Raw genomic sequence first — 7,332 nt, forward strand, 5'->3', positions numbered from 1 at the left:
CCGCCACGACGCGTCGCGAGGAAGATCGATCTGCCTCCTCGGCCCGCTCCTATCGCCGATCCAGCTGATCTTCTCGAAGAAGGCCGGCTGCTCGATGAACCAAAGGCGCTCGCTGCGGCCGGTGCGGTCCGAATGACCAGACACTTGGAAGCTTTCGAACCCGGCCTCGAAGATTGCCGGCGTGGTGAGGGGATCCGCGTCACGCTTCCACAGTCGAACTGTGCGCGCATAGCCGGAGCGGGTGGCCATGCCATTACCAAGCGCACTGGAAAGCAGAAGCGTGTCAGGGTCCAGCCAATTAACGTAGCCTTTGGCCTCGGGGAGGTTGAAGCCGTCGGCGACAAAGCTCAGAGAAATCAGGTCGAATTCGCGATGCACGACCGCGTCGCTGCCGCCGCGCGACAGGCGCAGAACGGCTCTTTCCCGTCTCTCCGGCTCGATGGACGCGCCGTCCCAGATCCAGTCCTCTCCGTCGCTAGCCGCGAGAGCATCCAGATCGAGCAGTAGCTCCCATTGGGGATCCGCCTTCATGTAGGCGGCAAGGGTGGTCCGGCGCCACAGTCCGCGTGGATTACCGTCATCTCGCCAGTAATTGTAGAGGTACTGACTACGGCGCGCGATCAGGGGAAGATTGTCGCGATTGTCGAAAATGGCTGTCAGAGCCGCGCGGTCGCGCTCGAACTGCGTTCCACCGAAGTGCTTCAGAGTCCTTGCCGATTGGCCGGCGGCCCAGGCAAGTGCCCGCTCGCCCTCTACATCTTCAAGCCAGACATAGGGATCGTCGTCGGGAGCATCAAGCGTTGGACGGACATCAAATGCGTTCATGTCCGGACAGCCTTCAGAAAGAAGGGATAGAGGCTTCCGTCGGCTCGGGAACGCTCAGTGTCGGTAGCGGCGCCCACATGTTCGAAAAGCGTGATCATTGATGAGTTCTTCCAGTCGGTGCGGCATCGCAGTGCTTTTGCGCATAGGGCCGCAACCTTCGTGCCAACTGGGAAAATCGTTTCGGAACAATGCGATCGCTCTGGAAGCGTTGTGTCACATGTCCGACATCGTCGAGAATCCGACAACGAGTGCTCCTCCTAATCACCGGATCAACCTCCGGCGCCAGTCGTGGACACTGTGCAGAACTCGAGAAGTGAAGCTCATTGGAGTGAACCTGGTTGACGCCCAACATCTTCGCTCTGGAGCGCTTCACGCACACGGATTCATGGCAGACACCATGATGCGATCGATGCTGTTAGAGACCAAGCTGGCTGCGCCTGTGAGTTTCAGCCGCCAGCTGGAAGCAGCGGAGTTCTGAGGAGAAGGGTGGGGGGCCCAAGCCCTGCCGCAATCTTGGCCTGCACCGTCCCCTTGATTGTTGTGGGTCAACGTCTGCCTGCCCGCTGAATTTGGCACGCCTTACACCTACGTCACGACCAAGACCTTCCTGTTGCACTTCGGCCTCGACACACTGCGGGATTTGCCCGATTTCGAGGCGATTGAGGTTGCCGCGCTGCTCAGCAAGGAGAAGCTGCTGGCGGGCGATACTCCCATCGGGCTGGTGAGTGGTGGAGGAGGTGAGGAGCGACACTCCAAGGCCAGGACGGGCTAGCGCAGCAGATACATGGAAGTAATCGCTTGATATGAGCGGTTGAGAGTCGAATCAGGGAACTATGCGATCACTATCGATAAGAGGTGGCAATATCGATCGTGATTGTATCGGGCCACTCTACGGCGAAGGAGGCGGCAACTTGTGTCTCCGACCCGAAACGATTACCTTGCGGCCATTATGAGCAAGCATTTGGCATCCGTCTTGACGACGTGAACGCGCCCTGCAGCGTACAGCTGGACGACGCGGCGCTGGCCGATTGCTTTGCGGATCTCGATTTGGCCAAGCAGCATCCCGCTCATGTCAGCGCCTTTCTCGGCGAGGTCCCTCTCGCCCAGCAAGTCGAGTTCGCAACCGCGCACCACATTCGCGGTCGACGAGATGAAGGCTTTTGCCGCCAAGTTCTCTGCCTGGTCCGGCGAAAGCTATCCGCTCGCCGCATAATGGCTGGACATGATAGCCGACGCCCGTCCCGAATGGCGGCGGCTTTTTCGTATTATATCGACCTGATCGACAAGATGCGGCGGAACAGGGGTCCACGTGCGATGCGGCCAAAGCGGATCCAGCTCTCGAGCGCGACTACGGGGTAGGTGTGGTCGCTGGAGCCGCGGCCGACCTCGACCTCGCGCCAGCCGGTCTTGCCGCGCAGGGTGACCAGCAGCCCTTGCCGTCAAAAATCTCGATCCAGCTGGCGCCATCGCTGTTGTCGTCGCGCATGACGTCGAGACCGACGATCTCGGAGCGCCGCAGGCCGCCGCCACAGCCCAGGAGCAAAATAGCGCGGTCGCGCAGGCCCTGAGGTCGTGGCCGAGCGTGGCGATCATCGCCAGCAGATCGTCGCCAGGACCGCCTCTTTCTGCCGCGGTGGCTTTGCGTGCTTGCGGCGAATGCCGGCAAGAACCTTATAGATATGCCGCTCCGCGCGGTCCAACGGCCGGCCGCGCTGGGTAAAGTTCCAGGCGAGGCCGGAAAGCCGCCGCTCGATGGTCGCAAACTAAAGGGCAGGGGCGCCACGCTTCGGATCGCCGGCGGCGGTGCCCGAGGCACAGGCGCTGATATTGAGCCTGATCACCTTCGAGCCCGGAGGCAGGGGATCGAAGCCAGCGCGCCGGCACCAGGAGGAAAAATGCCGCCAATCCTTGGGGTAGGCGTCGCGCGTGTTCTCCGAGGTGGCGTTGTAGCCCCTCGCGGTCTCGACCAGTTCCTGGACATGCGCCGGGACTCTTTGAGCCGGGTCTCCATCTCCTTGTAGAGCTTGTCAAGCTCGCCATCGACTGGCTTCAGGTCGTCGATTGAACATTGCGTCATCATAGGCTTTGTGCCTTGTTGTAGCAGGCATCGTCCGTTCGCGCGGCGGACACAGACATCACCGTCGCTGAGCCGAGAACGACGGTAAAAGAAAATGCACTCACTGACTTCATAACCAATCTCTTTTGCGGGTGATTTAGAAACGGACGCCGAGCTTGGCGCTGAACCCGTGTGTCTGGGCATCCGAGGCGATCTGTCCCTGATAGGCGATGCCGAACGTCGCGTTCTCGGTGATGTTTACGTCAAGCCCAGCTTCGAGCAGAGCTGCGTTCTTTGCGATCGGCACGCCCTTGATGGCGAAGGAGGAACCGCCAGCAAAGGCAAGAGCGGTATCCGGCCTGACGTCGCCGAAGGCGTGGCGCCAGCCAAGACCGCCGCGCGCGGTAGCAGTCACGGTGCCGAGGGTCAGTACCGTCGACGCACGCAGACCTAGCGTGGTAAACGCCGTGTCGCTCGAGCGATCCCCGCTCGACAAGGCGGCTGCGCCGCCATTCTCGGTGAAGCCATCGGCGTCAAAATTCACATAAGCGAGATTAGCGTAGGGCTCGAAGGAAGCCGAAGCCGTATTGATACGGTAGCCGAGCTCGCCAAAGGCCTGGAACGTGCCGGCGTCGTAATCGGCCGAAAGGCTGTCGGCGAAGCCTGGAAAGACCACGGACCTGCCGGTCTCGATGCTGTGCCAGGTATAGGCAAGGCCGGAACGAAAACCGAGATTGCCGTTCTGCGTGCCGGCAAAAAGACCGAGATGGTAATTCTCGCTCGAGCCCGACGACGCGCGATCGTCCGCCTCCAAGGAGGTATGGCTGTAGCCGCTGATGAGGCCGAGCCGCCAGCTTTCGCCGACAGCCGCGTCACCGCCAGCCAGAAAGCCGCCTGTCGAGTGATCGAGACCGGCGGCATTGCCGTCGCTGTCGAGATGACCCCAGGCGCCGAAGCCACGGCCCCATACGGCGAAATTCTCACTCGTTGCCGGGGCCAGTTCCAGACCACCCAGCCCATAAGTCATCACCGGAACGCTGGAGGCACCGACGCCGTCGAACGCCGCACGGATCCGTTCGCTCGCGGCATCGCGTACAGAATGACTGTCCTCGATGAGGCCGCTATGAATGGAAGCATGAACCTCGCCTGATAGCATATCGAAAGCGTTGCGGGCTTCCGGCGCCGTCAGGAACAGGATGTTGTCCTGGATCGGATTACCGCTTCCAAGCGCCTGAGCCGCTGCGGCGACCGAGCGTTGATTGAAGGTGCTGGCTACATCGGCAAACGCCGTCGATGTGCGGCTGATATCGAGATAGACATTGTTGGCATCGTAGACGAGCTGGAAATCGACGAAGGGCGTCGCGTCTGTCGCCAGAGCCCCCGTCAGCCCGCCATAGGTGCCGCTTACGCCGCCTGCTGCGGAGAGCAGAGTATATCGGGCATCGACCGATAGCGTTCCCTGCCGCAGCAGCTCGATCTGCGCGCCGCTGTCGATCGCCGCTGCTCCGCCAACATCGATGAGATCGGACGACCTTGCGAGGTCGACCTGATAGATCGATCCGGACTGCTGCGCGAAATCGCCCGTGACAGTCAGTGTGGTGACGATCCTGCTCGGATCGGTCGCACTGCCAGGAGCGACCGTGCCGCCCTCGGAAATGGTGACCGCACCGTAGGTGCCGCCGCCTGCGACGACACCGCCGCTGTTTGCGATAGCCGTGCCCCCGATCTGCCCGTCATTCCCGAGAAAGCCGGACGTGGTCGCATCATGGGAAAGCACACCTGTATCGGCAAGCAGCAATCCCGCGCCGGAACCGACCGTCGTCATGCCGGAAAAATTGTTCTTTCCGCTCAGCGTTTGCACGCCACCGGCAACGAATAGTTTGCCGCCCATATTATTGTTATCAACGTCGAGGTCGTTGATGCTGCCGGCGAACGTGTCGTTCGAATCCGTTAGCACCAGGGTACGCTTGCCCAGTTCGACCGTTCCGCTGCCACTCAGGCTACGAATACGGGCATCGTTGTAGGCGTCGGAGATTCCCCAATAGTCGCTGCCATTTCCATGTTCGGAGATATCGAACGTGCCGTCTGCAACGACTTTCGCTGACCGTTGGATGTTGCCGAGCCCCGCAAGCGAGAGATAGGCATCCTGAGCAATATTCGTCTCGCCGGTGTAGGTGTTGACATTCGTCATCCGGACCACCGTCTTTGTATCAAGCGTCAGCGATCCGGAGCCGGAGACGACACCCGCTATGCCGAACCCGCCCTCATTCCCCATGCTCGTCGTGATCCTGCTCAGACCGGTCCCTTCGGGTGCGGATGAATCGGTAGAGAAGTTGCTGGCAGTGACGAAATGTGACGTATAAGCGGTATACTTCTTCTCCAGATCGAAAATGACCGATCTGTTTTTGAAGAAGTCAAGACCGGCAACAAAACTGGTCTGGTCATTGGGTTGTTCCGTCGTGCCGCTGGTGTAGGTGAAGTCGATATTGTCCAGCCTTACCGGATCGCCATCCGTTCCTGCGATTGTAACGCTCGGGATGTTGCCCGATGCGCTTACGATCTCGCGTTGCTCATTTCTCCGAACATTTTTAAGTTTGACGCCCGCATCCTGAAATTGCTTCAGCATCGCATCACTGATCTCCAGACTGCCACCGCCCGGTGTGCCGGTGTCGAGCAATACCGCGGTCTTGTTGGGGTCGGTGATTGGTGGGGCTCCATCCTTAACCGTGTACTGCAGATTGTAGCTGCCTTCGTATTCGGTCGAGGCATTGGCGCCAGAGCCAGGAAAATTCTGATAAGAATCCTGATCTTTTTCCTCGGGTTCTCCCCATGGCATGGCATTAGTATATTGGGCCCGGAGGCTTGGATTGAGGTTGACAATCGTGCAGGGGGAACAGCCAGGCGTTTGGTCGCTCTCGGAATCCGGATTCACATTGGCGGAGACCACGTAGCCAGACCTGGTGACACTGCCCATCATGCCCCAGACACTTGTCTTGCCAAGAAAATCGCCGGCCCCGAATGTACCTGCGAAATCGCCGCCTTCGTCTGCCATCTTGCCAGCGGTCATTTTCGCCCGCTGCTCCTTATCGGCGTGATAAGGTTCTTGGAGATCCTGACCATACATATCTTTAAGTCCATCCGTCACGGATCCCGGCGTGCACTTAAGATTGTTGTCCTTGCAATACGCATGGGTATAGACAAAATCGAGAATGCGAGCAGCCCGGTATTTCTTATCGCTTACAGACGGCCCGTCGATTGTTATCTTTTGATCTGGATCGACATATGTAAATTTATCAATTTCCACGTTCTGAAGCTTATTACCATACGTTCCGTCCCCGTACGTATATACGTAAGGCGTGTCGGCAATCGGGCGGACCCCGGTCACCTCTGACCCGATCTGCGTGTTGAGCTGGTCCGAGCCCGTGTCGAATACGTATCGCTGCGCGTTGCCATTGTTGATCTTGGCCCAGATGCCCAGGCGGTCATGGCCTTCCCCGACATACTCCAGCGGGATCGAAATCGGGTCGTCGGCCAACGCTTCTCCAGTTGGAAATGCTACCAGACCCACCCCGAGAGACACAGCCGGCAGGAATACCGTCGTCATCGCGGTGGTTGCCGCCAGAAAGTTCTTTGTCCTGAAACAAGCCTGCATACCTGGTCCTCGAAAAAGTCTCGCAAACTGATTGTTCATTGGAACGGCCTCCTGAATTGTTTAACGAGACCCTTTATGGCGGCCCTGGCTGACAACAGCCTGAAAGCTGCAAGCGGCCTGCGAGAATGGGGCGATCCTGAATGACGACAGGTGCTGTCAACAATGGATGAGTGCTCGGCCTGAAAGCTGAGCACGCTTTATGCTCAGGCTGCTGACAAGGCCAAAGCAGCGTAAGTGCGGAGTGAAATCCAAGGTCCACATGGGTCGTCGCGCTTCCCGTGCGCCTGGGAAGGCGCCGGCCCGGCCAAGCTTTCCCAGATCGTCCGGATGGCGCACAAGATACCGGTTCAGGTCGATCGAGATGGAGGCCGAGGCGTATGCCAAGGCGGTCGACTGCCTGACGAAAGATCAGAATGCGTCGCTGGCGCTCTACGATTTCCGCCGGCAGCGAGCTCAGCTCCTGCCGGGCATCCGTGTTTACTGGCGACGAGACACAAGATGTGCCCAAATTGCCACCAGACCGTCACCTGCGATGAGTTTCGGCAACTGATTTTGTCCTTTCAATCGTCGCCACTTCCTGGCCGCGGCCAACATGGGCCACTCGAAGGCAGCAGACTGGCGGCTATATGGACGGGCTGTGAGCCCGCACCGGAGACATTGGCGAAATCTACGATCTCTATAGCAACGTCAAGGAGAAGCGCGAGGTGTTGCAGATGTGGTCAAATCACATCGAATGGCTGATCAAGCAGGCTGCGGATGACGCTCTGGCGGCGTAGCTGCTGGCATGGGCGGAAGATGC

3 protein-coding genes and 3 pseudogenes are annotated in these 7,332 nt (G+C 59.3%); 2 read left to right on the plus strand and 4 right to left on the minus strand.

From position 1 onward, the window contains the following. A pseudogene (locus EOA22_RS19240) lies at positions 1-825 on the minus strand (prolyl oligopeptidase family protein); the annotation flags it as partial. Positions 826-1,042: 217 nt separating this feature from the next. Between EOA22_RS19240 and EOA22_RS19245 the strand changes: the two are divergent. Together EOA22_RS19245 and EOA22_RS19250 are read left to right on the plus strand one after the other, a co-directional pair. Further along, entirely contained in the window at positions 1,043-1,303 is a 261-nt protein-coding gene (locus EOA22_RS19245) for a hypothetical protein (protein ID WP_095769041.1), read from the plus strand. A gap of 93 nt (positions 1,304-1,396) precedes the next feature. Next, positions 1,397-1,597, plus strand: a pseudogene (locus EOA22_RS19250) (SMC-Scp complex subunit ScpB); the annotation flags it as partial. 161 nt (positions 1,598-1,758) lie between these two features. On the opposite strand, the gene EOA22_RS37720 reads toward EOA22_RS19250, so the two are convergent. The 3 genes and pseudogenes from EOA22_RS37720 to EOA22_RS19265 all read right to left on the minus strand — a co-directional run bounded on the left by EOA22_RS37720 (position 1,759) and on the right by EOA22_RS19265 (position 6,572). Then, the gene (locus EOA22_RS37720) at positions 1,759-1,995 is read right to left on the minus strand and encodes a hypothetical protein (RefSeq protein ID WP_063169293.1); all 237 of its coding nucleotides are present in this window, start codon (positions 1,993-1,995) and stop codon (positions 1,759-1,761) included. Between the two features lie 116 nt (positions 1,996-2,111). Continuing rightward, positions 2,112-2,795: pseudogene (locus EOA22_RS38955) on the minus strand (integrase); the annotation flags it as partial. Positions 2,796-3,038: 243 nt separating this feature from the next. Further along, positions 3,039-6,572, minus strand: coding sequence for an autotransporter domain-containing protein (locus EOA22_RS19265; RefSeq protein WP_082826570.1), 3,534 nt, complete (start codon positions 6,570-6,572; stop codon positions 3,039-3,041). Positions 6,573-7,332 lie beyond the last annotated feature (760 nt).

The organism is Mesorhizobium sp. M7A.F.Ca.US.014.04.1.1, assembly GCF_003998745.1.
Lineage (GTDB): Bacteria > Pseudomonadota > Alphaproteobacteria > Rhizobiales > Rhizobiaceae > Mesorhizobium > Mesorhizobium ciceri.

Coding starts and splice junctions, on each gene's coding strand:
- EOA22_RS19245 (WP_095769041.1), top strand. CDS start 1,043: ATGTCCGACATCGTCGAGAATCCGACAACGAGTGCTCCTCCTAATCAC.
- EOA22_RS19265 (WP_082826570.1), bottom strand. CDS start 6,572: ATGAACAATCAGTTTGCGAGACTTTTTCGAGGACCAGGTATGCAGGCT.